This window comes from Neobacillus drentensis, assembly GCF_036966985.1.
GTDB classification, from domain to species: Bacteria; Bacillota; Bacilli; order Bacillales; family Cytobacillaceae; genus Neobacillus; species Neobacillus drentensis_E.
The window spans coordinates 1,440-1,979 of sequence record NZ_JBALSN010000486.1 but is presented as its reverse complement, the minus strand read 5'-3'; the positions used below and the strand labels follow the sequence as shown (position 1 = coordinate 1,979).

The window sequence follows — 540 nt, the reverse complement described above, 5'->3', positions numbered from 1 at the left end:
CAATGTGGGCGGGCTGCCGGAAGATATGCAGTTTAAACTGATTGAACCATTGAACACTCTATTTAAAGATGAAGTCCGTGCGCTTGGAACCGAGTTGGGCATTCCAGATGATATCGTCTGGAGACAGCCATTCCCTGGACCAGGTCTTGGTATTCGTGTGTTAGGAGCTATTTCAGAAGATAAACTTGAAATCGTCCGCGAATCAGATTGGATTCTTCGCGAAGAAATTAAAAAAGCCGGGCTCGACCGAGAAATTTGGCAATATTTCACTGTGTTACCAGACGTTCGCAGTGTCGGTGTAATGGGGGACGCAAGAACCTACGATTACACGATTGGCATTCGTGCGGTAACCTCCATTGACGGAATGACATCCGATTGGGCAAGAATCCCTTGGGATGTTTTAGAAATCATTTCAACAAGAATTGTTAACGAAGTAGCTCATGTCAACCGGGTGGTTTATGACATTACCAGCAAGCCGCCTGCAACAATAGAGTGGGAATAAGAAAAGTGGAAGCGCCTAGACGCTGGAGCTAGACAATA

General features: G+C 45.9%; 1 pseudogene. It reads left to right on the top strand.

Annotated features, from left to right (window positions below):
- A pseudogene (locus V7659_RS25940) lies at positions 1-502 on the top strand (glutamine-hydrolyzing GMP synthase); the annotation flags it as partial.
- Positions 503-540 lie beyond the last annotated feature (38 nt).